Origin of the sequence: Paenibacillus albidus, assembly GCF_014644435.1 — a bacterium.
Classification (GTDB): Bacteria; Bacillota; Bacilli; order Paenibacillales; family Paenibacillaceae; genus Paenibacillus_AQ; species Paenibacillus_AQ albidus.
In genome coordinates this window covers 109,445-133,204 of the sequence record NZ_BMKR01000017.1, presented here as the reverse complement: position 1 = coordinate 133,204, position 23,760 = coordinate 109,445, and the positions used below count along the sequence as shown (strand labels likewise).

Annotated in this window: 24 protein-coding genes; 18 read left to right on the top strand and 6 right to left on the bottom strand. The window is 46.5% G+C overall.

Features of this window, described 5'->3' with window-relative positions; all coding sequences use genetic code 11:
• The 13 genes from IEY53_RS19655 to IEY53_RS19595 all read left to right on the top strand — a co-directional run.
• On the top strand, window positions 1-324 hold a 324-nt coding region (locus IEY53_RS19655), incomplete at its 5' end, for an S-layer homology domain-containing protein (RefSeq protein ID WP_189027948.1).
• Between the two features lie 102 nt (window positions 325-426).
• Complete coding sequence (locus IEY53_RS19650) at window positions 427-906, top strand: DinB family protein (RefSeq protein WP_189027946.1); 480 nt, start codon at window positions 427-429, stop codon at window positions 904-906.
• A gap of 131 nt (window positions 907-1,037) precedes the next feature.
• A complete protein-coding gene (locus IEY53_RS19645; protein ID WP_189027944.1) occupies window positions 1,038-2,894 on the top strand; it encodes a sensor histidine kinase in 1,857 nt (618 codons plus the stop codon).
• On the top strand, window positions 2,869-4,428 hold the full coding sequence (locus IEY53_RS19640) for a response regulator transcription factor (protein ID WP_189027942.1): 1,560 nt from the start codon (window positions 2,869-2,871) through the stop codon (window positions 4,426-4,428). Before IEY53_RS19645 ends, IEY53_RS19640 begins: the two co-directional genes overlap by 26 nt.
• Before the next feature lie 215 nt (window positions 4,429-4,643).
• Window positions 4,644-5,549, top strand: coding sequence for an ABC transporter permease (locus IEY53_RS19635; RefSeq protein WP_373293888.1), 906 nt, complete (start codon window positions 4,644-4,646; stop codon window positions 5,547-5,549).
• 36 nt (window positions 5,550-5,585) lie between these two features.
• Window positions 5,586-6,536: a carbohydrate ABC transporter permease gene (locus IEY53_RS19630; protein ID WP_189027938.1), complete on the top strand. Its 951-nt coding sequence runs from the start codon at window positions 5,586-5,588 to the stop codon at window positions 6,534-6,536.
• Window positions 6,537-6,571: 35 nt separating this feature from the next.
• Window positions 6,572-8,101, top strand: a complete 1,530-nt coding sequence (locus IEY53_RS19625; RefSeq protein WP_189027936.1) for an ABC transporter substrate-binding protein — start codon at window positions 6,572-6,574, stop codon at window positions 8,099-8,101.
• A gap of 33 nt (window positions 8,102-8,134) precedes the next feature.
• Complete coding sequence (locus IEY53_RS19620) at window positions 8,135-10,786, top strand: endo-beta-N-acetylglucosaminidase (protein ID WP_189027935.1); 2,652 nt, start codon at window positions 8,135-8,137, stop codon at window positions 10,784-10,786.
• Window positions 10,787-11,084: 298 nt separating this feature from the next.
• Window positions 11,085-12,146, top strand: a complete 1,062-nt coding sequence (locus IEY53_RS19615; protein WP_189027934.1) for a DUF1835 domain-containing protein — start codon at window positions 11,085-11,087, stop codon at window positions 12,144-12,146.
• Between the two features lie 44 nt (window positions 12,147-12,190).
• A complete protein-coding gene (locus IEY53_RS19610) occupies window positions 12,191-12,736 on the top strand; it encodes a GNAT family N-acetyltransferase (protein ID WP_189027933.1) in 546 nt (181 codons plus the stop codon).
• A 503-nt stretch (window positions 12,737-13,239) separates the two neighbouring features.
• On the top strand, window positions 13,240-13,797 hold the full coding sequence (locus tag IEY53_RS19605; protein WP_189027932.1) for a PadR family transcriptional regulator: 558 nt from the start codon (window positions 13,240-13,242) through the stop codon (window positions 13,795-13,797).
• A complete protein-coding gene (locus IEY53_RS19600; RefSeq protein WP_189027931.1) occupies window positions 13,790-14,509 on the top strand; it encodes a CPBP family intramembrane glutamic endopeptidase in 720 nt (239 codons plus the stop codon). Before IEY53_RS19605 ends, IEY53_RS19600 begins: the two co-directional genes overlap by 8 nt.
• Window positions 14,510-14,546: 37 nt before the next feature.
• Window positions 14,547-14,726, top strand: a complete 180-nt coding sequence (locus tag IEY53_RS19595) for a hypothetical protein (RefSeq protein WP_189027930.1) — start codon at window positions 14,547-14,549, stop codon at window positions 14,724-14,726.
• A gap of 57 nt (window positions 14,727-14,783) precedes the next feature.
• On the opposite strand, the gene IEY53_RS19590 is transcribed toward IEY53_RS19595, so the two are convergent.
• Together IEY53_RS19590 and IEY53_RS19585 are read right to left on the bottom strand one after the other, a co-directional pair.
• Entirely contained in the window at window positions 14,784-15,398 is a 615-nt protein-coding gene (locus tag IEY53_RS19590; protein ID WP_189027929.1) for a cyclase family protein, read from the bottom strand.
• 62 nt (window positions 15,399-15,460) lie between these two features.
• Window positions 15,461-15,889 (bottom strand): VOC family protein, encoded by a 429-nt coding sequence (locus IEY53_RS19585; RefSeq protein WP_189027928.1) that lies wholly within the window; start codon window positions 15,887-15,889, stop codon window positions 15,461-15,463.
• 241 nt (window positions 15,890-16,130) lie between these two features.
• Between IEY53_RS19585 and IEY53_RS19580 the strand changes: the two genes are divergently transcribed.
• Together IEY53_RS19580 and IEY53_RS19575 are read left to right on the top strand one after the other, a co-directional pair.
• Entirely contained in the window at window positions 16,131-16,919 is a 789-nt protein-coding gene (locus IEY53_RS19580; RefSeq protein WP_189027926.1) for a MerR family transcriptional regulator, read from the top strand.
• A gap of 1 nt (window position 16,920) precedes the next feature.
• Complete coding sequence (locus tag IEY53_RS19575) at window positions 16,921-17,589, top strand: GNAT family N-acetyltransferase (RefSeq protein ID WP_189027925.1); 669 nt, start codon at window positions 16,921-16,923, stop codon at window positions 17,587-17,589.
• A gap of 164 nt (window positions 17,590-17,753) precedes the next feature.
• Here the strand turns inward: IEY53_RS19575 and sstT are convergent, their stop codons facing one another.
• Entirely contained in the window at window positions 17,754-18,983 is a 1,230-nt protein-coding gene (gene sstT, locus IEY53_RS19570; protein ID WP_189027924.1) for a serine/threonine transporter SstT, read from the bottom strand.
• A gap of 243 nt (window positions 18,984-19,226) precedes the next feature.
• On the opposite strand from sstT, the gene IEY53_RS19565 reads away from it, so the two are divergent.
• Together IEY53_RS19565 and IEY53_RS19560 are read left to right on the top strand one after the other, a co-directional pair.
• Window positions 19,227-19,871 carry a hypothetical protein gene (locus tag IEY53_RS19565; protein WP_189027923.1) on the top strand — a complete coding sequence of 215 codons (645 nt, stop codon included), beginning with the start codon at window positions 19,227-19,229 and terminating at the stop codon, window positions 19,869-19,871.
• Window positions 19,872-19,931: 60 nt separating this feature from the next.
• Window positions 19,932-20,606 carry a metallophosphoesterase family protein gene (locus tag IEY53_RS19560; RefSeq protein WP_229696243.1) on the top strand — a complete coding sequence of 225 codons (675 nt, stop codon included), beginning with the start codon at window positions 19,932-19,934 and terminating at the stop codon, window positions 20,604-20,606.
• A 356-nt stretch (window positions 20,607-20,962) separates the two neighbouring features.
• Here the strand turns inward: IEY53_RS19560 and IEY53_RS19555 are convergent, their stop codons facing one another.
• Window positions 20,963-21,352: a (deoxy)nucleoside triphosphate pyrophosphohydrolase gene (locus tag IEY53_RS19555; RefSeq protein WP_189027919.1), complete on the bottom strand. Its 390-nt coding sequence runs from the start codon at window positions 21,350-21,352 to the stop codon at window positions 20,963-20,965.
• A 188-nt stretch (window positions 21,353-21,540) separates the two neighbouring features.
• Between IEY53_RS19555 and IEY53_RS35755 the strand changes: the two genes are divergently transcribed.
• Window positions 21,541-21,669 carry a hypothetical protein gene (locus IEY53_RS35755; protein ID WP_268240802.1) on the top strand — a complete coding sequence of 43 codons (129 nt, stop codon included), beginning with the start codon at window positions 21,541-21,543 and terminating at the stop codon, window positions 21,667-21,669.
• 93 nt (window positions 21,670-21,762) lie between these two features.
• On the opposite strand, the gene IEY53_RS19550 is transcribed toward IEY53_RS35755, so the two are convergent.
• Both IEY53_RS19550 and IEY53_RS19545 read right to left on the bottom strand, forming a co-directional pair.
• Entirely contained in the window at window positions 21,763-22,683 is a 921-nt protein-coding gene (locus IEY53_RS19550) for an MBL fold metallo-hydrolase (RefSeq protein WP_229696242.1), read from the bottom strand.
• Window positions 22,684-22,708: 25 nt separating this feature from the next.
• Window positions 22,709-23,755 (bottom strand): ABC transporter substrate-binding protein, encoded by a 1,047-nt coding sequence (locus IEY53_RS19545; protein ID WP_189027916.1) that lies wholly within the window; start codon window positions 23,753-23,755, stop codon window positions 22,709-22,711.
• Window positions 23,756-23,760: the final 5 nt, after the last annotated feature.

The window sequence follows — 23,760 nt, the reverse complement described above, 5'->3', positions numbered from 1 at the left end:
CGGAATGCTATTGCGCAAGCGGTACAAGCAGGCATTATTAAAGGCTATGAGGACGGCACTATCCGTCCGAATGCTGCAATTACACGTGCTGAGATGGCAACAATGATCGCAAAATCACTTAAGCTGTCCATCGAAGGGAATGCGGTCCCCGGCTTTGCAGACGACAAGAACATCCCGTCTTGGGCGAAAGGTGTAGCAGCGGCATTAAAGAAGGCTGGTATAATGGAAGGTACAGGGGCAAACCAATTTAATTCCGATGCCAAAGCGACCAGAGCGGAAGCAGTAACCATCCTATTGAGAATGTTGGAGCAACAGAGTAAGTAGGTTAACTAACGGGTTCAGGGTTACCCTGATGGCGGTTCACCAAACTGCCTGAGGGTAACCCTTGATTTACCTAAAAAATAGAAGTGAAGGGGTGGAGTTTAGATGAATGCAACGGATTTAATCATTTTTAATTTTGAAGAAGTTAGACGCAGAAGTATAAAAATATGGAAAGCTATACCCGAAGAGAAGTTAAATTGGAAACCTGATGAAGACGCTCTTACTTGTGGTGAAATCATTAGACATTTATTGCAAGGTGAGTTTCTTTTTCACCAAGTGCTTATAGGGAGAGGCGGTAAAGCACTATCTAATTTGTTTAATCCCTTTGAAGCCAAACCATTCATATCAGTAGATGATGAACTTGAATTTGCACAGCCTTATCGTGAGGAATTCCTGAAATACATAACAACAATTAGTATAAAGGACTTAGAAAATATAGAAATAGACCTTTATGATGCAGGTGGTTATATTCGAACACTTGGGGATATGTTATTACGCATTGCTTACCACGAAGCTGTCCACACAGGTCAGTTGTTAGACTATATGAGGACAATGGGAATCAACCGCCCTAAGATCTGGGATTGATAGACTCTCTATCCAAGCCGTCACAACCCGTGGCGGCTTTTCCTGTGTGCCTATTCTATTCATTGCGCAAATTTAATGAACGGTGATACACTGAGTGGAAAATTGGCTCCGCAGGAGGTGGTCAGGCGCGAATGTCAAAGATACGAACCTTTTATCAAAATCACCTGAAGAAAAAGATGTTTAACAAAATCCTCCTTTTGTACTCCATGGTCATGGTCCTCTTGTTTATCAGTATCTCAATACTGGCCTACCGCTACTATGAGCAGCGGGTGGTGCGGGAGCAGATGGATGCGAGTCTTCAGGAACTGGATATCATCAGTATTAGTCTGAATCAGCAGAATGAACGGATGTATGCTGCGGTGCAGCAAATTTATACGGATGCGATGATCGGAGACGATCTGAAGTATTTTTTGACTCATGAATATGAGAACTTCCTCAAGTGGCGTTTGAACCAATACGCAAACAGCTACCGGACGGAGCGCAACAGCTTTGATTATCATTTACGCCTGCTGCTGAAGGCCGAGGCCTCTATCGCTAATATTGTACTGTACAGCTCGGACCAGGATTTTTATTACGTTCTGAACCGGGAAACGCAGCATTTTTACGAGCAACCGAGGTTATCGGCCGCACATCAGGATTGGTTTGAACGATCCCAGATCGAACCTTGGCAGTATATGGGCAACGAACCGCTGTTCAAGGGGAAAACCTCCGGGGAATCAACGCCTTACAGCTATGTGAATGTACTCAAAGACCCTGTATCGCTGAAAAAATACGGTGCCATTCTGTTCGAGCTCAATACAGACCTTCTTAGAGGGCTGCTGCGGGATAAATTGAACAATTCGAGCAGCCGGATTATGCTGATAACGTCGCAGGGTCAAGTGATTTTTGACTCGGAGGGGCGTTACGATAATACAATCTATCCGTATTGGAAGCAGATGTCGCAGCAGGAAGATTGGGTGGATCTGGAGGAACGCTCCAAAGTACAATTGCTGAATATCGGGAATACAGGGATGGTCGCCGCCGCTATTATTCCGGAGTCCCAAATTGAACAAAGCCTGCAAACGTTACGATTTAGTCTCATAGGGATCGTGATCTTATGTATCCTCATCAGTATTACGGTGACGTTCACCGTTATCCGGCGCTACTCTAAGAAAATCCACAGGATCGTCTTCTACATGCGGCGCTGGCAGGAAGGCGATCTGAGCAAGCGGATCCGAATGGAAGGGGAGGACGAACTGCAGCAGATCTCGCAAAGCTTTAATTATATGTGTGACCGGCTGGAGTCTTATATCCAGACTGTCTACGTATCGGAGATCAAGCAGAAGAACGCACAGCTCGTGGCTCTGCAGGCACAGATCAATCCGCATTTCCTGTACAATACGCTCGAAAGCATCCGCATGAAAGCCATCAGTTCAGGGGCCAGGGACGTCGGTCAAATGATCTATATTCTGGCGACAATGTTCAGGCATTTAATCAAAAAACAGACGTTTGTCACTTTGGCCGAAGAAATCGAGCTGTGCGGGATGTATTTGGCCCTGATCCAATACCGGTACGAGAACAAGCTGCAGGTGGAAACAAACATCGAGATGTCGGTCGCCGGAAGCATCGTCGTTAAACTGCTGATCCAGCCGATTATTGAAAATTACATTGTTCACGGCTTTCGGACGGACGATGAGGATAACCGGATTTCCATAACGGCTGCAGAACAGGAGGGACATATTCTTATTCGTGTTAAGGATAACGGGAAAGGCATTGCGCAAGAGAAATTGCTTGAGCTTCGCAAAGCGCTGCAAATGGAGGCGGGAGCCGCTTCGTTATCAAGCGATTCCTTGGGGCTGAAGAATGTTCAGGAACGTATCCGTTTGAATTATGGAGGCGAGTATGGAATAAATGTGATAAGTGAGCAGGGTAAAGGCTGTGAGGTTACTATCGAAATTCCGTCCACAAAGGAGGACTGGCCGCATGAGGAACGTATTGTTGGTGGATGATGAGCCGCTCATTGTCCAAGGAATGCAGTCGATCATCGATTGGAACGCAAATAATATGCAGATTGCAGATACAGCCCGCAATGGTGTGGAAGCGCTATCGAAGCTGGAAGACTCACCCGTCGATCTTGTCATCACGGACATTATGATGCCCCAGATGTCGGGACTTGAGCTGATCCGGGAGGTCAAAGCACGTAGTCCCTTCACCAAGTTCATCATTCTGAGCGGCTATGAGGAATTCAATTACGTCCGGGAAGGCATCACGCTTGGCGTCGAGAACTATTTGCTCAAGCCGGTGAATATCGACGAATTGGAAGCGACGATTAAGCACATGCAGCATGATTGGGAGCGTGAGGAAATCAGGCAAATTCAAATGGATCAGAGCTGGAGGATTCTGCGGAATAATATTTTGCAGCGGTGGGCCAACGAAACCATTGATGCCAAGGAGTTCCGGGAGCGGGCGTTGCTGCTGGAAATCCCCATGACCAAGTCCAGTTACAACGCTGCTGCGCTGCGAATCGTGGCCGAGCCTGATCACGGGGTAAATGATCCGCAGTTGTACAGACCCAAAATCGCCGAGCAGTGTGAAAACATAGGGAACGAGCAGTTACCGGACGGCTGTGAAATCATCTGCTTTCCTGACCAGGAAGGGGATATCATAGTACTGTTCGCTTCCTCCAGCCTGGAGGGAGAAGAATGGCAACACAAGGCACTTCACGGCATGAAGCAGTGGATCGCCGCAGATACAGGCGCCTGCGTATGGGGCGTGATAGGGCAGGCCGAGCAGACCTATCTCGGGTTCCCGTTAAGCTGCAGCAAAGTAAAGCAGTGGCTGCAGAATCATTTGTTTATCGGCTCAGAGACCTCTATTGTGACAACCGGCAGCGATGGAGAGCCAGTCTCATTCCTGGAGAAACGGGAGCCCGCGATGGAGCAATTTCATAAGCTGCTCCGGGACGGAGAGAGCCTTGAGGTCAACCGCTTCATCGACCAATTTTTTGATGTTCAGATGGATAGCCACGTAGCCAGAAAGCCGTTCTTCAACTCGGCAATCCAGCTTATGCTGGCCGCCAAGGATTTGGAGAAGACTCCGGATTACGGAGGGGTATTCGGTGCTTTATCCAGAATCCATACCCTTAGCGGGCTGAAACAACTGGTCAAAAGGGTGATCCACCAAACGTTGGATACGTACCATACGATCGAAAAGGACTATAGTCCGCATGTGCTGGCTGTACTGGATTTGGTTAAGAACCATTACAAAGAAGAGCTTTCGCTGAAGACGCTCAGCCAGAAACTGGACCTTCACCCCAACTATCTCGGGCAGCTGTTTCAGCAGGAAGCCGGCACAAGCTTCTCCGATTATGTGAACCAGTACCGGATCGAACGTGCCACCCATCTACTGCTGTACTCGGACAAAAGGGCGGGGGAGGTTGGAGCAGAGGTAGGTTATGGGGATACGTCTTACTTTTACAGGCAGTTCAAAAAATATGCCGGCGTCTCACCAACAGAGCTGCGTTTGATGTATATGAAAAAGTAGGCCGGGACAGGCCGTTTCTAAGAAACACACCTTGCGGAGGTGTGTTTTTTAGTGTGTTGAAGACGCTATCTTTAATAAATCCACCTTTTTATAGCATTTTTCAACTATCAGGACGGCTGCCCGCCTTGCATAATAAAGACAGGGATGAACCGGGGAAGCCAATACACATGTGAATCAAAGGAGGGAAAGACGTGCTGGGCATCTTGAAAAGCCTGATGAAGAATAGGGCGTTTCTTCTGCTGGTCCTGCCGGGAGCAGCGTGGTTTATTATTTTTGCTTATTTGCCGATGTTTGGGACGATTATTGCCTTTAAGGATTTCCGGATTCATCCGGGGGGATTTTTTGAAAGCGTTTTTAAAAGTGATTGGGTCGGGTTCAAAAATTTTGAGTTTCTGTTCTCGACCAATGACGCCTATATCATCACGCGCAACACGATTCTTTATAATGTCGGCTTGATTATACTCGGGCTGGTGCTTGCGGTTACGCTGGCCATCATAATGAATGAGCTGTTAAATAAACGGTTGGCGAAGTTTTACCAAACCGCAATGTTTATGCCGTATTTCCTCTCCTGGGTTATTATCAGCTATTTTGTATTCTCGTTCCTGAATGTAGAGAAAGGCGTGTTCAATCAGATTCTGGTCTTCTTTGGTGCGGATCCGGTTAGCTGGTATAGTGAGACGAAATTTTGGCCGTATTTTATTATCTTTCTCGGTCTCTGGAAAAATGCCGGATACGGCAGCGTCGTTTATCTGGCGGCAATCGCCGGCATCGATCGCTCTTATTATGAGGCCGCTATGATCGACGGTGCCACCAAGTGGAACCAGATCAAATTTATCACGCTGCCGATGCTGAGGCCGCTTATGATCATCTTGACGGTTCTGGCACTCGGCGGTATCTTCCGCTCCGATTTCGGCTTGTTCTACCAGGTCCCGCGGGATTCCGGTGCACTGTATCCGGTCACCAACGTCATCGACACCTTCGTGTATCGGGGGTTGACGATCATGGGCGATACGGGGATGAGTACGGCTACGGGCCTTTATCAATCCGTTGTCGGTTTGATTCTCGTTCTGCTCGCGAATTACGCTGTACGCAAAATTGAAAAGGATTACGCCGTATTCTAGGGTGTGTTCCAGGAATTGGCAAGGGGGTGCCCTGTAATGAGTAACTTAAGCGAATCGCTCGAACGAACATTGGCCCATGCTCCCAGGAAGAAGTCCAGGGACATCAATGCGATTTCCCCATTGTGGAATTTTATATTTAATCTTGGTGTGTGCCTATTCGCCCTGTCCTGCATCTTTCCATTTATATTTATCATTATCATTTCCTTTACGGACGAGAAGTCGCTTGCCATCAACGGCTTCAGCCTCCTGCCCGAAGTGTTAAGCCTGGATGCTTACCGGTTTCTGATGCGGTCCGGCCAGCAGATGGCCCAATCCCTGGGTGTGACCCTGGCCGTAACGGTTATTGGAACCGTTCTGACGCTGTATCTCGTCTCTACCTATGCGTATGCAATTTCACGCAAAAACTTTGACCAGCGCCGGTTCTTCAGCTTTCTCGCTTTCTTCACCATGTTGTTCTCCGGTGGTCTGGTCCCGGGATATATCGTCGTTACGCAGGTGCTGCATTTGCGGGATTCGATATGGGCGCTGATCTTTCCATCCATTCTGAACGCTTTTTATATTATCGTCATGCGCACCTTCTTTACGACAACTGTGCCGGATGCGATCATCGAATCGGCCAAAATCGACGGAGCAACCGAATTCGGCATCTACACCCGTATTGTGCTGCCGATCTCGCTGCCTGGTATCGCGACTATCGGGTTATTCAGTACACTCGGCTTCTGGAATGATTGGTTCAATGCGCTTCTTTATATTGATAATCCGAATTTGATTCCGTTGCAAACCCTGCTGATCCGGATTCAGAACAATATGGACTTCATCGTGCAGAACAGCAGCCAGGTGGTATCCTACGACATTGCTGCGACGCTGCCGACGGAGACGGTCCGCATGGCCATGGTTGTGCTGGCTACGCTGCCCATCGCGCTGGCGTATCCATTTTTCCAGAAGTATTTTATACAAGGACTTACGATTGGTTCGGTTAAAGAATAAGGCGGGAGATATTAATATTTATTAGGGGGAGACTTATGAAGAACAAGAAAATGACTCTGCTGATGGTTGTGTTTATACTTACTTTTGCTTCTGTGTTGGCTGGCTGCGGCGGCAACAATACGAAGGAGAGCAGTAACGGGAATACGACGTCCGGGACCCAATCGGCCAAGCCGACCGAATCCGGCGGCCAGACGGGAGATAAGCTGGATCCGGTGAAGCTCAAGGTATATCTGATCGGTGGTCCGCAGCGTGATCTGCCGGCCGTTCAAGCTGAAATGAATAAATATTTGACGGAGCAAATCAATACCACCGTCGATATCACAATGATTGACTGGGGGGACTACTCCAAGAGACTGCCGGTTATAACTGCTGCCGGGGAGAATTATGATATCGCTTTCACTTCATCCTGGGCTTTTGACTACCTGCCGAATGCGACAAGAGGGGCGTTTATGCCAATCAATGATTTACTGGAAAAATACGGCCAGGATATCATCAAGGAGCTTGATCCGCGTTTCCTGACAGGCTCACAGGTGAATGGCAAGAATTACGCCGTGCCGGTAAACAAGGAATTGGCTTCGCAGTGGGTATGGCGTTTCAATAAGCAGTATGTCGACAAATACAAGATGGATATTACAAAAATCCGCACGCTTGAGGATCTCGAACCTTATCTGAAGCAAATCAAAGACGGCGAGCCGGCTGATATTACGCCACTGGCCGTACCGAAAGGCTTCAAGCCCTATATCCCGTTTGACCTTTTGCTTGGTGACGAATTCCCGGTTGGCATGAATATGAATTCAACGGATGGCAAATATGTCAATATCCTTGAATCCGACGAACTGAAAAGCTCGCTCCAAACTATTCGGAAATACTATCAAGCCGGATATCTGCGCAAAGACGTTGCTACCCTGGAAGGCATAGATAACATCAAGACAGGCAAATGGTTCGCTGACCGCGAGCAAACACAGCCTTATGCGGAATTGGGCTGGTCCAGAAGTGCGGGCTACGATATCGTGACCTCGCCGATGCAGGACCCGGTTATTTTCACAGGCTCTGCTACCGGCTCGATGCACGCCATCTCCGCCAATTCCAAAAATCCGGAACGCGCAATGATGTTCTTGAACCTGCTTAATACGGATAAATATTTGCGCAACCTGATCAACTACGGTATCGAAGGCACCCATTACAAGAAGATCTCGGATGAGGTTATTGAAGATCTGCCGGCGATGAAAGACGGGTACCAAATGCCGGGCTTTGCACTGGGCAATCTGTTCCTGACATACAGCCACGCGGAAGATCCGGCCGATAAATGGGAAGCGTTTAAAAAATTCAACAATTCCGCCAAGGTTTCTCCAAGCTTTGGCTTCAACTTCAACCCGGATCCGGTGAAGACGGAAGTAGCGTCCATCTCGGCGATCGTGAAGGAATTCTATCCGCCAATTATGACCGGTGCGGTCGACCCGGATGAACATTTGCCAAAGGCAATTGCCAAGATGAAGGCGGCTGGGCTGGATAAGGTCATTGCGGAAGCACAGCGGCAATTCGATGAGTGGAAAGCTTCCAAGTAAGCGATATCATAAATTCGATTGGAGGAGTATGGCATGAAAAAGATTGGAGCAGGTCTCATATTCTTATTTGTTGTGTGTGCTACATTCTCCACAGCTGCGTTGGCAAAGCAGCCATATTCATCCTATTGGTTTCCAGAGCAATTGCTTCAGTGGAGTCCGGCAACCGATCCGGATGCAGCATTCAACCGGAGCACAATCCTGCTGCAGGACCGCTTTGCGGGAGAAGGCATCAACCCGCATGCGACTAAGGCGCCAAAGGTGATGGCTTTATCTGCGCTGAATCCGGGAACAAGCGGAGTACCCTCGCAGGGCTCGGACAAATTCGGGGCCAACACGTTCAGCTATTGGCAGTATGTTGACAAGCTTGTCTATTGGGGCGGCTCAGCGGGCGAAGGTATCATCGTACCTCCAAGCGCCGATACGATCGATGCGGCTCACAAGAATGGCGTACCGATCATCGGAACCGTGTTCTTCCCGCCAACCGTGTACGGCGGGAAATATGAATGGGTGAAGCAGATGCTTCAGCAGAACAGCGACGGCTCTTTTCCTGCCGCAGATAAGCTCCTCCAAGTTGCGGATTATTACGGATTTGACGGCTGGTTCATTAATCAGGAGACTGAAGGTGGAACGGCGGCTGACGCACAGCAAATGAAAGCTTTTCTAAGTTATCTTGAATCGAAGAAACCTTCCTCTATGCACATCGTATGGTACGATTCCATGACCAAGGAAGGCAGGATCAGTTGGCAGAATGCACTCAATGACAAAAATGCGATGTTCCTGCAGGAGAATGGGAAGCAAATAACAGGCAGCATGTTCCTGAACTTCTGGTGGAATGACCTGAAAAGCTCGGCGGAGAAGGCCAAAAGCTTGGGCAGAAGTCCGTTTGACCTGTACGCGGGCATCGATGTCGAGGCTAAGGGATATGACACGAAGGTGAAGTGGAATCTGTTGTTCCCGGATGGAGAATCTGCGGTCACTTCTCTGGGTATTTATCGCCCGGATTGGGCGTTCAACAGCGCGGAGAGCATGGAGGATTTCTTCATCCGCGAGAACAAATTTTGGGTGGGGCCAAACGGAAATCCGGGCAACACCGCGAGCGATCAGGCTTGGAAAGGAATCGCGAATGACGTGGTCGAATCGTCCCCGGTAAATGAGCTGCCTTTCATCACCAACTTCAACACAGGCAGCGGACAGAAATATTATGTTCAAGGGAAGCAGGTGCGGGATAAGGGCTGGAACAACCGGAGCCTGCAGGATATCCTGCCGACATGGCGCTGGATCGCAGACAGCAAAGGAACACCGCTTACTCCCGTGCTCGATTGGTCCGATGCGTACTACGGTGGCAGCTCGCTGAAAGTATCGGGCGAGCTTAGCCATGACAATGCTACACATCTGAAGCTTTACAAGACAGACCTTAAGATAGAAGCAAGTACAAAGCTGTCGGTTACGTACAAAACACAAAACAAGCCAAGCCTGAAGGTGGGCCTTGCTTTCGAAGACCGTCCGGACCAATTTGTCTTCCTTGACGTCAAGGATAAGGCATCGCAAGGCTGGACTACGGAAACATTGAATCTGACCCCTTACAAAGGAAAACGGATTGTGGCGTTGTCACTATATTTTGACACGAAGGATACGATTACTGATTATGCCATTCACATTGGCCAGCTCGCCATCCATAATTCCAATGAACCCACTAAACCACTGCCGGCGGTTCGTGAGCTTAAAGCCACTTCATCCGATTTCCGGGACGGAATCTATGGAGATGCCAGACTGCAGTGGATGCAGACTGATCAGCAGACCAAGCAGTACGAGATTTACCGTGTGCTGCCGGACGGCAGTGAGGTGCTGGTTGGCGCGACACCAAATCATGTGTTCTACGTCCCTGAGATGAGAAGAATAGACAAGGAAGCGGCCACGGTATTGAAGGTCGTTCCGGTCAATGGAAGATATGAGCAAGGCCAGGCCTCCAGCGTGACGATTCATTGGCCAGCTTATCCGCAGCCGGTTGCGGAGTTTAAGGCCGACCGGACGCTGGTGGCTCCAGGTGAGAGCGTAACCTTCACCGATCTGTCGACCGAAGTGACGGAAGGATGGTCGTGGACTTTTGAAGGCGGCAGCCCGGCTGTCAGCACAGAGAAGAACCCGGTTGTGACGTTCAATCAGGAAGGGACGTATAATGTGACACTCACTGCAACCAACAGCTCGGGTCAAGACACGCTTACGAAGAAGACGCTCATCACCGTGAGTAAGCAAGCGGGAGTAGTGAAGAACCTGGCGCTTGGCCAATCCACATCGGCCGACCATGAATGTGGGACAGCGGAAGGTTCATCTAATGCCGTAGACGGCAAAGTGACGAACAACAGCAAATGGTGCGCGCTTGGCAATCTGCCGCATTGGCTCCAGGTCGATCTGGGCGCCGAACATCAGATCAGCGCTTTTGTGATCAAGCATGCTGAGAGCGGAGGGGAATCGCCCGGGTTTAATACCAGCGATTATACCATTCAGGTGAGCAGCGATGGCACGACCTGGACCGATGTTGTCAGCGTCCAAGGAAACCCGGCAGCCGAGACAACAGACGCGATTGCGTTAGTAAAAGCACGATATGTAAAATTAATTGTGCTTAAGCCCTCGCAGGGAGCCGATACGGCAGCGCGGATCTATGAGTTTGAAGTCAAAGGGCTGTAGCCTTTAGAGTGATGGACAATAAGTCTGAGCGGTGGATACCCTGTCATCTAGAGCAGGTATCCATCGATCAGCAAAGTTATATTCTTGACTCGCTACGCGTAACTCTCCTGAACTTTGGGGGAGTTTTTTCTGTTATGATTTAGTTAATAGTTGGAGTAGAAGGTCTACTTAAATCCTCGTCTCCTTATACATTTCAGGTTTAACCTCGTTCTTCTTCAACTGAGGATGATCAGAAAGGGGAGTGTATTAAGCGAAGATCTGGTTAGGTTGTAATTCAACTACGTAAGGAGGCATCCATTTGGATAAGCTTTACGAGAGGTTAAGCGAATTTGGAGAAAGAGAGCATTCGGTGTTGCTTCGTAATCTTCTAAATACGGCTATACGCGATGCTACAACAGGGAATCGTGAAGAGAAAAGGGTTGCAGAGAAAGTGTATCAGTTGCTTGAAGCCCATATGGAGACAGTTTACAACGATCGGCTGCAAGCGGAGAAACTTCAAACTCACGTCCATATCGTGTTCAGTCTCTCTGATGCCGGTTCATTAAAAGTGACTCTCAGTAAACTTGGTAAAAGGCAGGAATGTAACGTATTAGCATTTAATGAACACTTTTCGGCCGGCCCAATCACTGATTTGATCACAATGAAAGGGCAGCAACATAGGCAATTATGGTTGATGGATCATGACCAAGATTACTATTCTGAAAGCATTGTAAACCGTGAGCACCAAATCGAGTGCATGATGGACAGGTTACGAAAAATACCCGAGAGCAAGACTGTTGTGATTTGGTGCGGGGATAATGCCCACGATCAAACGGGGTTTCGTTTTGCATTGTACCTGTTGCGGGAACGCAAAGGTCCAGTCCATGTTGTCAATGTGACGCAAATTCACAAAAATATGGGGCTTCATCTGGAGAAAGGAGTTATTCCTTACGCACAAGCCTTAATTGAGAGAGAGAATTATATTGAACTTGTTAGAAACTATGGTGAAGGGTATCCGCTAGATCCTGATCAAAGGAAGCTATATGAGTCAGAATGGACGGAGCTTTCTAGCCAAGATCATATAATTCGCTTGTGGGAAGGAGGAAAAGTCATAGGCTGCGAAGAGGATATACTTGACGCGGTTATTGTAAATTCCGTCAATGAACTCCAAAAAGAGCGGATGCATGATGATTTTATTAAGGCTGGTGAAGTTGTGACCAAAGTGCTGGAAATCTCACAGCAATACGTAGGTTATTCCTTTATCGTGTACAGAATCTGGAGATTAGTCAGTGATGGTGTTCTGACGTTCCAGGGGATACCGGGAATGCTTCATAAATTTTCGATACGTTTGTCTAATAGCATAAAAGTTGAATCTGACTAAAATAGAAATAATATAATGATTTAACTATGGTAGGTGAGATAGATTTGGCTTATGTAAAATTGGTTCCTCATGACTTATCTTATGCTGAACGTATATTTGAGCTCATTTCCGTTCCGCAAGTAAAGGATGCACTTGGAATAAAAGATGAATCTGTGGAAGATACCATAAGATTTATTCATTGGATCATCGAGGAAGAACATACGGGAAACCAAGTTTCAAGAATAATACTGAATGAACATAAAGAATTGGTTGGAATAACAACTCTAATGTTTATCAAACCAGTAGAAAAACAATGTCATATTGGGACATGGATTGGACAAAAGTATTGGGGTCGGGGTTATAACCAGGCATCAAAATTAGAGATATTAAAAATTGCATTTTTAGAGCTTGGTATGAAATTTGTCTTTGCTGGAGCAAGAAAAATAAATATCCGTTCTCAGAAAGCACAGGAAAAGCTATCGTTCATACGTCTTAACGTAGAGACTCTGTTCCCTAAGGAACTTGAGTTTCTTGAAAAAAGGGAAAAACAATCTTGCGTTCTGCATGCTTTTTACAAAGAGGATTTTATAAATTATCTTAATATAACTTAATAGGTAGATTCATAACTCTATCCGTGATATCCGCACTGGGCATGTAGAACGGTTTGATCCTTGGTGTATAAGGGTTGGTGAGTAGTGAGAGGGTATGTTGGGGACGTGGTATATTAACGTCCCTATTTTAGTTGCGATTAGAGTGTGCCGGTACATTTCCATCTGATGCAGGTCGAGGCCGTTAATACGGTATGATACATTGCAGTTCAGTAACACTCTAGTGGCTTCGTTAGGGTCTAGAATGGCTCGAACTAAAGCAACGTCATCTACGGATTGATTGTTATCCTTGGTATGAAAATCCAGAATTTCAAGCAAGATATATTGATCGGGATAAATTGTACGGACCTCTTGCCGTTGCAGCTTTATCACACCCCTATATTAAACTTCACTTAGATAATTCCACCTTTTTTATTTCCTCAGAATGATTGTATTTTGTGTTTTAATGGTTTATTATTCAAAATAGATGTATCTTAAAGATATATATGATATGCAAGGAGATAAATATGAAAAGAATCAACACCACCTATTTTGCCATTCTCGGCTTACTTCGAATAAAACCAATGAGCGCCTATGAACTGGTTAAATTTTCGAAGGAAAGTATCGGCCTTTTTTGGAATGAATCCTATGGACATATTCATAAGAGCATTAAGCAGCTGGAGCTGGAGGGATCTGTATCGGTTGTAGAAGAGACAAAGACTGGCAGGCATAAGAAAGTCTACGGCGTTACTCCGCAGGGCTGTCAACAGCTTGATTCCTGGTTGGCCCAGGCACCCGGGGAATCTGTGATGAGGAATGAATTACTAATGAAAGTTTTTGTTTCCGATGAACGCAATGTCCCACAATTAGTATCTTACATAGAAGAAGAATTAGAAACGAGCAAAGGTTTTTCAGAAATTCTTGAAGGAATTAAAGCGGTTGTAAATAATATGGAAGGTAATCAGGCGCAACTCTGGTTGTTGACTCTTGAATACGGAGAAAGATACATCCAAATGACCATCGAATGGTGTCAGCATGCTTTAAACATTTTAAACAATCAAGACAGGGGCCATGAGAATGAATAAAAAAAAATTTAGAGCGTTTCCCATCATTTTTATCACCATGATCGTGATCGCGATTGCGCCAACCCTTTTATGGATTAGAAGGAGTCAGCCTTTTGCCTTCGAAATGTTTGAAAGAGAAGTATACAATCAAGAAATGAGTTATCAAGTAGCGGTATTATTACTGGTAGTTATCCTTATCGGAATTGTGTATGGGCTGACAGGTAGAGAGGGACTTGCGTATTTAAGCCTGAAAAAGAGGGATGGGAAAATTCGATCCGAACCATGGATTGGAATCAAACCAAAAGAGACTGAAACATGGAAAAACCTAGGCTTAAACTTTGCGATAATTATTACTTTGGTAACGGTTGTTGTGATTTATTTTCAAGTGGCTCGTGAGGGGGAAATGAGCCTGGATTTGTATCCGGGGATTTTATTGGTCATCGTATTTGCACTCATAAATGCTTTTTCAGAAGAAATCATATTTCGGTTTTCATTTGTTGCAGTTGTCAATAAATTTGGATACTCACCGTATGTAGCCCAAGGATTAGCCGCAGCTACTTTTGGTGTGATTCATTACTTTGGAACACCAAGCGGGATTCCAGGTGTATTGATGGCTGGTTTTATAGGCTGGTTATTGGCTAAATCCATGCTTGAAACCAAAGGTTTTTTCTGGGCGCTACTTATACATTTCTTGCAAGATGTGGTTATATTCTTTGCCGTGTTTATGAAATAGTTTTGTTTCGGTGTTGAAAGAAATGGGGTGCTCAAGAATGGAAACCTATAATGATTTATTGAAGCTCATTAAGTTAACGGGAGAGCGTGCAAAGCTGGACGCGAAGGCAAATGGAACTTGTGTAGTCTACAAAGATAAGGCGGGCAAATTAGTAAAAGAACATTCTGATGGAATGAAAGAAATTCTCGCGGAGGGTTCAGTTTTTTTTCTTCATTGAGAACCATAGGCTCCCTGACCAACGATAGAACCATTGATTAGGTATACAAAGAAAAAGTCATTTCACTCGCGCAATCACACGTGCAATCGAAGAATCCGACTTTATATGTAGTGGCAGTGCTATGATTTCAAAAGACTTTACATTTTGCAGTTGTTCTACATTCGTTAAGTTTTCAATAATCAGAATGTTATTTTGAAACAGACACTTATGTACCTCAAATGGATACTTATCTGGTGAAGGTGTATCCAAGCCAATCATTTTCACTTGTTTCCTTACTAATAACTCCGCAAATTCTAAGGTCAATACGGGATAATCGGTAAAATACTTTGATTGGCCGAAGTATTTACAGTGACCGGTATATAAAATAAGGATTTGTTTCTGTTTGATTAAATGCTCATACTCTTCCTTGTAATGAATTGTGGTTTCTTTAGATACATCCAGCAAACAACCCTCACCTATAAAGGTTTCAAGAGGAAATTCGTTAAGGTACAAATTGCAGTCCAATAGATGCATTGGGCCATCGATATGAGTACCAGCATGCATGTTAATAGTCATCTGATGATTGTTGTAATAGTCCTTTTGAATGTACTTGGATTGTAGTAGTACTGTCTCTGTATCTCCAGGAAACACGGGCATTCCATCTTGGATGATATGAGAAAGGTCGATTAACATATCTTTTTTTCCTCCCGTATTAAAAGTGAAATGAAAACACACAAACCTGCTATTAGGAAACTCTATAAAATATTCGAATGTATCTTCACATAGTGAGAATTATACATGATACCTAGCACGTTACCAAATGGATCTGTAACGGAAGCCGTGATGAATCCCTCTCCCCGGTGGACGAGGGGTTCATACTCTTGCGCGCCCATGGCCATCAAATGCTTAAGTGTGGCTTCTATATCATCAACATGCCAGTACATGATGGCCCCACCGGGACCAGCAACTGCATGCGCAGGAGCGAAACGTCGATCGATCAGACCCAGTTCGTGCTGGTAGTCTCCAAGGCGAAACTCTGCATAGACCAGTTGACCATCGGGTCCTGAGGTTTCGAAGTAAGGCGCAATGCCCAGCAGCTCCGAGTACCAAGCCTTTGCCGCCTCCATATCATCCGCCCAATAACTGATTGTCGCAAATCCTCGTAATGTTTGTGTTTTGCTCATACTCCATTCCTCCTAAGATAATTAGTGTGGGTGTTTATTCCGATTATAAGCCACCCTCACTGACACCTGCTGTCAGTGGTTCTAATTAAATTCCGCTCGAATTCATGCTTGAAAGCTTAAGGTATCAAGTTTGATGAAATCGCATGCTTCCCGCTGCTTTCTCTTGAATAACCCAAAAAGATTGACCTTAGGCCTGACCTAAGGTGTATGGTAAAGGTATTCCACACCGGGAGCGATAGCAATGAAAAAGGAAATAACGATTAGTGAACTGGCCCGCATTATGAATGTATCTGTACATCAAATCCGTTATTTTGAAGAGAAGGGAATTCTCGAGCCCGCCTATACAGATGACAATCTGTACAGAATGTACGATATGGATCAAATTTACAATTTGGCACATATTCTGTTGCTTCGGAAGCTTGGTGTGTCGGTGCCGTCGATTAAGCAATCTTTCGATTCATTTACGCCTGGGCAATTTGAGCAAGTGCTTCAACATTCTTTACTGGAAACAACAACCCAGATTGAACAACTTCAAGAGCTGCAACAGTTCATCCGTAAGGTTCTGCAGGAGCAGCTCAGCTTTGTCAGTCAGACCACGCAATATCAAGTGAGGCAACGGAAGATTATTCATTTGACGCGTTGGGTAGAGATAAAGTCACACACTACACTTCATGCCCGCCTGCTGGCCGAACAAGCCGCTCCAGTACCAAATCTGTTCGAACTAGACATTCATTATTTGTATGACAGTTCTGATGCAATTACGATATGTCTGGAAGCTCAACAGTCCAGCGATTTCACCTTGCCTGCCGGGGAGTACCTTTCCTCAGATTTTTTGATTCAGCAGGACCATGAGCTTGATCAAAGGATCGAGCAGTTTAACGAACATGCTGCCGTGCATGCTTATGCCCTAGCGGAAGAGCCTTTAATCTTAATTGAGAAATCTTATTTATCCCTGTTTAGCCATGGCAAACTGCATTTCGAGATATTGAAACGAATCCAATCGACAGATGTTTTGAAAGAAGGAGAATAAGATGACAAGCACACCAATTACGATTGAACCTATGCACTCCAGGTATAATCCAGCGGTTAGCCGGTTGCTTGTACATGGATTTCGCGGAAAGTTTCTAACCCTGGCAAAGTTAAGCGAGGATCAGCTGGCTTTTTTTTTCGAGAAGTTGTTAAATCAGCTTCCTGACGAAGGGGCGGGCCTGCGGGTGGTGGCGATGCAGAATGGAGAAGTTATTGGTACCTTGGCGCTCAAGTGGAAGCCGGAACACCCCATAGACCCACAAGGGCAACATCGCCCTTCTTGGCAGGACTTCGACGGGCTTGGGAAGTGGAGCCTGCTCAAATTGCTGCTCGGACTGTACTATTTGGACCATAAGCCCAAAGACCGGGAATGTTATATTGCCGATCTATCGGTTCACCGTGATCATCGAGGCAAGGGTATTGGCAAACAACTGCTGCAGTGGGCGCGGCAATATATGCAGACACAACCGTTTGTTGATCACCTTAGTCTCCACGTTTCCGAAAGAAACCAACGTGCGAAACAATTGTATGAGCAATTATTCTTTCGTTCTTATTCGAAGAAAAATAGCTTTATCCGTTATCTCTTGTTCAAAGAGTATGACTGGGATTACATGGTCTTAGATCATAACACCCCTTATAAGGAGTGTAGTTATGCGGAACAAAGGGATTAGTCTTGTTTATTCATAGGGACGGTGGACCAAAGTATGGATGACCGTGTAGAAAAGGCGCGGCAAGCTTTGGCTTGGGCTAGAGCACAACCAGCTTTTGAAAGACAAAGCAACTGAAGAGAACAAAAAAGCAGGGACCCGAAGGTCTCCTGCTTGTGTATCATTTTCTAGGTATGAATCACGAATTCCTTGCCTTCTTTACGTTTTTTGGCATATTCAGCTGTTGCTGTGAAAAGTAGGTCGGAGGATGAATTAAGAGCTGTTTCAAAAGAGTCCTGCAACACACCGATTATGAAACCAACACCCACGACCTGAATTGCAACATCATTCGGAATGCCGAAAATACTGCATGCCAGAGGAATCAGTAGAAGTGAACCGCCAGCAACACCCGAGGCACCGGCAGCCGCTACAGCGGACAGGACGCTAAGAATAAGCGCCGTACCAAAGTCCACCTCAATGCCAACCGTATGAACAGCAGCGAGAGTCAAGACAGAAATCGTAACCGCTGCACCCGCCATATTAATCGTAGCACCTAATGGAATGGACACCGAATACGTATCTGCGTCGAGTTCCATTTTTTCACATAATCTCAGGTTAATTGGAATGTTAGCAGCTGAGCTGCGGGTGAAAAATGCGGTAATCCCGCTTCCCTTCAGGCAATGAAACACAAGAGGGTAAGGATTTCTGCGTATATTCAGATATACAATCAATGGATTAATAACTAATGCCATAAATAACATACATCCAATAAGAACAAGCAGCAGTTTGCCGTAATCGAGCAAGGATGAAAGTCCATTGGCTGTAATGGTATCAAATACAAGTCCCATGATGCCTAAGGGTGCCAAGCTGATGACCCATTTGACGATTTGTGAGACGGCATCTGAAAAATTAGCAAGCGAGTCTTTTGTACTATCATTGGCATTTCTTAAAGCAGTTCCAAGAAGGATTGCCCATGCCAGGATACCGATATAGTTGCCATTCATTAGGGCATTTACCGGGTTGTCGACGACCTGGAATAGCAAAGTCTTAAGGACTTCTACGATCCCATCGGGTGGAGTCAGGTCATTGGTACCCGTTACAAGAGACAAGCTTACCGGAAATATAAAACTCGCAATAACGGCTATGAGTCCTGCCAAAAATGTACTTAACCCATATAGAGCAAGGATCGCTTTCATATTCGTTTGGTGGCCCTTTTTATGTTTGGAGATGGCCGACATTACCAGAAGCAAGACCAATACAGGCGCAACCGCCTTTAATGCGGATACAAACAAGGAACCGAAAATGGTAACTCCTGTTGCATCAGGGATCGATAAAGCCAAGACTATACCAGCTATAATCCCCACAAGTATTCGTTGTACCAGGCTCACTTGATTCCACTTGAGTATTAATGTTTGCAATGATTTCCCTCCGCTGTCAATATGGAAATATAACTAAGCCCAGCCACATACTTCATTGAGGCAAGTTTATATTTAGCGTTAGTTTATCATGAAAAAAGCCGGTTGTCTGCGACTGTAAAAATCTGTGTATGTTGTTACGTAGGAGACCACCCGGTAAACGATGTGCAAGCAGACTTTATCATTGATGATTTGATAAGAATTGGAAGTAATCGCCACAATATAAGGAGCAGAATGGAGGACAATATGATAACAATCGATACCGATGGTGAAGCCTACTGGAGTGGAACGGTTGATTTAGGGGTGATGGGGGAATTCAATACGATCATTATTAACTTGGATACTTGCGACATAGCAGGGGTAAGTGATGATATGTCCCAAGAAGAGAAGCTGGACCGGGCAACCCAATATTATGGGGAACGGTTCAAGACGCTGGAAGCAGATGTGGATGTTATCAATGAGCAATTTCTAATATGGATGATTACGCACTTATGTGATATCGAATATCCTTTTTGGCAGTTTAGTGATGAAGATCCAGGCGGCGGAGATTATCCGGATTATATCGTTAAGGAAGAAATGGGGAAATTCGAAGATGAGAATGGACACTTCATACATGACCCCTATGGTCCCAGTCCGATTTATAAAGATATTCAGGAATATAATCCATATACGAATAAAGATAATCTATCAAGCTATGAAATTGTAGCGAAGTATTTACCGGTTCTTAATTTCAACAAACTTATAGATACCATTACAGCGGATAGCATAGATACCTATGAAGATAACATACATTTTCAAGTGAGCAGCGAGGTTTGTGGGGGGATGCTGCTTTGTGCTACTTACGGAACCATCGATGCCAATAATGAGCTGGAAGTTACACATAATTGTTAATAGTAAGTGAATGGCATAAAGAAGTGATCCAATCGGGGTGAGAATATTTTGAAGTTTTTCATGACAGATATACATGGCGAGTACCAGGGCATGGAGCTTTTGCTGAAACATGCAGAGGTAGATTTTGAAGCGGACCAGCTTGTTTTTGGCGGGGATATGATTGATCGGGGGGAGCATAGCGGGAGCGTAATTAAGAGGATAAAAGAGCTTGCCGATACCTATCCGAATGTACAAGCCGTTATCGGCAATCATGAGGAGATGCTGAGGGATTATTACCGGAGCGGAGACAAGCTTTGGTTGAGTCATGGCGGAAGGGCAACACTGAAGGATTTCGAGAAGACGTTCTCCAAAGCGGAAATGGATGAACACATAGAATGGATTATTCGTTTGCCGCTGGTTTATGCGGATGAGGAATATGTGTATACCCATGCGGGCTTAAATCCTCATGAACCGCTGGATCAGCAGAGCAGGGATATCCTCTGGATGTCGGAATACGATTTTTACAACACTCCGCTGACCAAACTCTTAGGCTTAACTCATAATAAACCGGTCATTTATGGTCATACGCCTGTGGAAAGGATCTATTTTGATGGAGCAAGGCTCAATTGCGATATGGGCAGCCATACTTACCCAATCGAAAGAGGACTGGGATTGGTGAATTTGACGGAGATGATCTACTGGGTGTATAAGCCTTCATCGAAGAAGATAGAGCAGCGGAAGGTAACGCGAATATAAGGAATGTTCTGGATGGAGTGTATAGTAACTGTATTACATTATTAATTTATCTTGGTATAGTGGAATATGACCGCTACCTTTGACCGGGGCGGTCTGTTTCTTTTTGAGGTAATTCACCTGAGGTTCAGCATTTTGTGTACAGGCAGCAATGAGTTCCGTCCATCAGGATATGCGCAGAACTGGAGTTAGAATTCCGCAAATCATAGGCATTAGTGTAGTTTTCCCCGCGTCATTTGCTCCCTCCATAGACTCCATGGTTTAAAGTAAAAGAAATTTTATCCACAGCTTTTTTTGGAGAACTCTTTGCTGATTCCATCAATAGTCGCTCTGGTCTATGCGAACGAGGACAATGCCAGTCAATTCCGCTGAATTTTCTCTACAGCAGGGATGTCAGCAGGGGCCCAATCCAGAGACATCAGTTCATGTGCGGGCAGCCAACGGATCGCCACATGTTCAGTCAGGGTAGGTTTACCGCTGATCAGATGACAATAGTAAGTAGACAAATGGACAAAACCAAAATCGTATTCGTGTACGGTAGTTTCAATGGCTTCGCCAATCTCGATCGTGCAGTTCATTTCTTCGTTGATCTCACGTTTCAGTGCAGCCTGAGGTGTCTCGCCGTCCTCAATCTTCCCGCCAGGGAATTCCCACTTATAGGCTAATGCTTTAGTAGCTCCGCGCTGCGCACAGAGGATCTTTTCATTTTCGATGATGACAGCGCCAACTACATAAATATGTTTTTTCATAAGTCCCTCCGGTTAGGCATTATAACTCTATTCTATTATAGTCTTGGGGATTTTTATAGCCGATTGTTAATGCTTCGGCCCATTCTGCGTATTAACATATGTGAGTTTCATATCATAACAAATTGCGCAATTTGTATGGCTCTCGCAAACCGGGCATTAGATGAAGGTAAGGTGGAAGGAGGGTGGGGATGGAGGTTATCCAGGGTAAGGTGGACCGTTACAAGCCTACAGAAGGATCAAATGAAGCCATGATGTCAAAAGAGGAGTTTACACAGATGTACGATACGTATTACCAACGTGTCGAGGGAGCGGAATGATCTATTTTAATTTATTGTACGGTTCTTAGTATCACCTATAGAGCGAAAAATAAAGGGCACTCAGCCGGGTGCCCTTCTTTAAACGGCTGTCCGCTACTTTAATACGAAGACCATCAAGTCGCGACCGACCGAGATCGGACCGTCGTAAATTCCGGCCATCCCCTCGATATACGCTTGCTCCGCCGCCGTATTCGCCGCAGGCGCGGGAATGTGATGCGTGAGCACGAGATGCTTGACTCCTGCCCGCTGCGCGATGTCCGCCGCTTCCAGCGTCGTCGTATGATACTTCGCGGGGTTCGACAGCGCCTTCTCGTGCTTCGGATATTGCGCGATCAGGGCGTCAAGCCATGGCTTGTTGTACGCTTCGTGAACGAGCAGATCCGCCCCGGTCGCGTGTTTCTCCATGTTGGCCACCGGAATCGTATCGCCCGAGATAACGACCGTCTTGCCGTTATACTCGAACTTGTAAGCGATAGCCGGATAGACAGGGCGATGGTCCACCTCGAAGGCGGTTATCCGGATGCCGTCCTTGTCATAGACAACGCCCTCGTTGCATTCCGTATATTCGATTCGCGAGCCTACTTCGTCCGACAGGTTATAGCTGATTCGGAGTTTGACATCGAACTCGAAGGATTCCTGCATTTTGCCGATGATCGCCTTCGTCGTCTCTGGTCCGTATACTTGCATGGGCACCGAACGGCCTTCGAAGACACGCTCCGCGGTAATATGCGTGCGCCAGCTCGTGATGAACACGTCGAAGAATCCGCCGTTATGATCGTAATGGTGATGGGTGAACAGGACATCGGATATCCGCTGAGGCATGATGCCCGCTTTGATCAATTGGTCCACCGTAGCGCCTCCGCAATCGACGAGGAACGCCTTGTCTGCCGCGAGCACCACGGCTCCGGGCTTCGCTCGCCCATAAAAGGCACGGGGAGAACCCGTTCCGAGCAGAACGACGGTCAGATCCGGGTGGTAGTCTGGCCGCAAATTCTCTTGTGGTTGGATATACATCGCTATCGTCCCTCTCATCTTCGGTTTATTTGCCTTCCTGCGTCTCCTTAAGCAGCGACAGATCGTACAGGCCTGCCAGATCCAAGCCATCTGCTCCAACTCCCTTGACGTAGCCGGCATCGACCGCTACCTGAGCCATTGTCTCCAAGGCGTCTTGGTCGATGTTCGTCGTCAGGCTTAGATGCGACAGCGTGGCCTTGATCAATTCGACGTCCAAGCCCTTACCCGTCAGTTCCTTCAACTCGTCGCTGACAAGAGAATACGTGTCGTCCGGGCTATCCTTGATGAACTTGATTGCGTCCTCGTTGGCGAGAAGAACGGATTTGGCCAGGTTCCGATAATTCTTCAGGAAGTCGTCGTTAGACACGATGATCGTTAGTGGATAATTCCCCCTGTTCGGCGGAATCTGATCCCACTCGACGATGATATCGCCAATGCCTTCGTTCGCGATCTGCGTACCCCACGGCTCCGGCAGTAGCACCGCGTCTATTTGGCCTTGCTTCATGGCTGTCAGCGTATCCGCCGGAGCCATCGCGATGAGCTGAGCCCCGTTCTTGTCCGTCGTCACCTTTAAGCCCTGCTCCTGAAGCAGCAGACGGAGAGAGATCTCGTTCGTGCTCCCCTTGGTCGGGATGGCGATCAGCTTGCCCGCCAAATCTTTTACGCTTGTCACGCCAGAGCCCTTCCTCGCCACCAGCACTGCGCCGCCGTTGTTCGCTCCGGACAGAATCTTGATGTTCTTGCTCCTTACGTATTGGTTAATGACTGGGCTTGGCCCGACGTAGCCGATGTCGATCTGGCCTGTCGCCATCGCGGTCGAGAAGTCGGAGCCGTTGTTGAAGCCCTTAACTTCGATCTTCACGTTAGCACCCAGACGGTCTTGGAGGTAGCCCTTTTTGATCGCTACGAAAGCCGGAGCATGGGTCACGTTCTTGAGCAAGCCGATCTTCACCGTAATTGGGTCGGCAGACTTGAAGCTCCCGTTGCTCCCTGAACCAGAGGAGCCGCAGCCGGACAGCAGCGTAAGAAATAAGACGATTGCAAGACTCGAATAACCCGCTTTTTTCCACATGGTGC

What these genes read in the sequence shown, in the direction of transcription:
- IEY53_RS19650 (WP_189027946.1), top strand. Translation starts at nt 427, where the DNA reads ATGAATGCAACGGATTTAATCATTTTTAATTTTGAAGAAGTTAGACGC.
- IEY53_RS19645 (WP_189027944.1), top strand. Translation starts at nt 1,038, where the DNA reads ATGTCAAAGATACGAACCTTTTATCAAAATCACCTGAAGAAAAAGATG.
- IEY53_RS19640 (WP_189027942.1), top strand. Translation starts at nt 2,869, where the DNA reads ATGAGGAACGTATTGTTGGTGGATGATGAGCCGCTCATTGTCCAAGGA.
- IEY53_RS19635 (WP_373293888.1), top strand. Translation starts at nt 4,644, where the DNA reads ATGAAGAATAGGGCGTTTCTTCTGCTGGTCCTGCCGGGAGCAGCGTGG.
- IEY53_RS19630 (WP_189027938.1), top strand. Translation starts at nt 5,586, where the DNA reads ATGAGTAACTTAAGCGAATCGCTCGAACGAACATTGGCCCATGCTCCC.
- IEY53_RS19625 (WP_189027936.1), top strand. Translation starts at nt 6,572, where the DNA reads ATGAAGAACAAGAAAATGACTCTGCTGATGGTTGTGTTTATACTTACT.
- IEY53_RS19620 (WP_189027935.1), top strand. Translation starts at nt 8,135, where the DNA reads ATGAAAAAGATTGGAGCAGGTCTCATATTCTTATTTGTTGTGTGTGCT.
- IEY53_RS19605 (WP_189027932.1), top strand. Translation starts at nt 13,240, where the DNA reads ATGAAAAGAATCAACACCACCTATTTTGCCATTCTCGGCTTACTTCGA.
- IEY53_RS19600 (WP_189027931.1), top strand. Translation starts at nt 13,790, where the DNA reads ATGAATAAAAAAAAATTTAGAGCGTTTCCCATCATTTTTATCACCATG.
- IEY53_RS19595 (WP_189027930.1), top strand. Translation starts at nt 14,547, where the DNA reads ATGGAAACCTATAATGATTTATTGAAGCTCATTAAGTTAACGGGAGAG.
- IEY53_RS19590 (WP_189027929.1), bottom strand. Translation starts at nt 15,398, where the DNA reads ATGTTAATCGACCTTTCTCATATCATCCAAGATGGAATGCCCGTGTTT.
- IEY53_RS19585 (WP_189027928.1), bottom strand. Translation starts at nt 15,889, where the DNA reads ATGAGCAAAACACAAACATTACGAGGATTTGCGACAATCAGTTATTGG.
- IEY53_RS19580 (WP_189027926.1), top strand. Translation starts at nt 16,131, where the DNA reads ATGAAAAAGGAAATAACGATTAGTGAACTGGCCCGCATTATGAATGTA.
- IEY53_RS19575 (WP_189027925.1), top strand. Translation starts at nt 16,921, where the DNA reads ATGACAAGCACACCAATTACGATTGAACCTATGCACTCCAGGTATAAT.
- IEY53_RS19565 (WP_189027923.1), top strand. Translation starts at nt 19,227, where the DNA reads ATGATAACAATCGATACCGATGGTGAAGCCTACTGGAGTGGAACGGTT.
- IEY53_RS19560 (WP_229696243.1), top strand. Translation starts at nt 19,932, where the DNA reads ATGACAGATATACATGGCGAGTACCAGGGCATGGAGCTTTTGCTGAAA.
- IEY53_RS19555 (WP_189027919.1), bottom strand. Translation starts at nt 21,352, where the DNA reads ATGAAAAAACATATTTATGTAGTTGGCGCTGTCATCATCGAAAATGAA.
- IEY53_RS35755 (WP_268240802.1), top strand. Translation starts at nt 21,541, where the DNA reads ATGGAGGTTATCCAGGGTAAGGTGGACCGTTACAAGCCTACAGAAGGA.
- IEY53_RS19550 (WP_229696242.1), bottom strand. Translation starts at nt 22,683, where the DNA reads ATGTATATCCAACCACAAGAGAATTTGCGGCCAGACTACCACCCGGAT.
- IEY53_RS19545 (WP_189027916.1), bottom strand. Translation starts at nt 23,755, where the DNA reads ATGTGGAAAAAAGCGGGTTATTCGAGTCTTGCAATCGTCTTATTTCTT.